We start from the raw sequence: 1,306 nt of genomic DNA on the forward strand, positions 1-1,306 counted from the left end.
GGCAGGCCCTGGCGATTGAACAGGTGGTCGATTTTTTCAGCCCGCCGGGCACTACCTGGATATCGTCGCAGACCTTGCAGGCACTGGGTTTGCGTGAGGGTGACCGGCCCTTGAACCTGGCGGGCATGGCGCTACCACCGCTGCACATTCAAGCCGATATGGCGCCCGGGGTACTGCTGGTGGACATCGGTTTTGCCCAGCAGACTCTGGGGATGCCGGATCAGTTGTCGCGACTGCTGTTACCGAAGGATTTCACCGCACTGCTGCCGGATTCGCTCAAGGGGCAGCTGCAACTCAGGCGCGCCAGCGAAGAAAACAACCTGGCGCGCCTGACCGAAAGCTTTCACCTGAACCTCGATGCCCTGGGGGTGCTGTCTTTCGTGGTCGGCCTGTTTATCGTGCACGCCGCCATCGGGCTGGCATTGGAGCAACGCCGAGGCTTGCTCCGGACCCTGCGTGCCTGCGGCGTGAGTGCGCGGATGCTGATCGCTTGTCTCGCCGTCGAATTGGGTGGGCTGGCCCTGATCGGCGGTGTAGCCGGGGTGGTCAGCGGCTACCTGCTGGCCGGTGTGCTGTTGCCCGATGTCGCCGCCAGCCTGCGTGGCTTGTACGGCGCCGAAGTGGCGGGACAGTTGAGCCTCAGCCTGTCGTGGTGGTTCAGCGGTATCGGCTTGAGCCTGATCGGCGCGTTGCTGGCCGGTGCCGGCAGCCTGCTGCGGGCGGCGCGCTTGCCCTTGCTGGCGCTGGCCGACCCGCAAGCCTGGCATCAGGCCCATGCCCGCTGGTTGCGACGCCAGGGCGGGGTGGCGGCAATGGCCGGGGTGATCGCGCTGCTGGCGTTGATTTTCGGTGACAGCCTGGTCATTGGCTTCGTGTTGATGGCGGCACTGTTGATCGGTGCTGCACTGGCACTGCCGGTGGTGCTCAGTTCGCTGCTCAGTCTCGGTTCGCAGCGCAGTCGCTCGGTGCTCGGCCAGTGGTTTGTCGCCGATTGCCGCCAGCAACTGCCGGCCCTGAGCCTGGCGTTGATGGCGCTGCTGCTGGCCATGGCGGCGAATATCGGAGCCGGCAGCATGACCGCGGGGTTCCGCCAAACCTTCAGCGACTGGCTTGAGCAACGGCTGACGGCCGAGCTTTACCTCAACCCACAGAACCCGGCGCAGTCCAGGGAACTGCACAGCTGGCTCAACCAGCGGCCGCAACTGGCGGCAGTGCTGCCCAACTGGCAGGTGTCGATCCAGTTGCAGGGCTGGCCGACGGACCTGTCCGGGATCATCGACCACCCGACCTATCGTCAGCACTGGCC

1 protein-coding gene is annotated in these 1,306 nt (G+C 65.5%); it reads left to right on the top strand.

Annotated features, from left to right (window positions below; translation table 11 throughout):
- Positions 1-1,306, top strand: a 1,306-nt coding sequence (locus tag ACXRVY_RS29645) for an ABC transporter permease (RefSeq protein ID WP_458239039.1), incomplete at both ends; no start/stop codon positions are given.

The sequence above is a fragment of the Pseudomonas sp. P5_A2_2 genome (assembly GCF_054177685.1).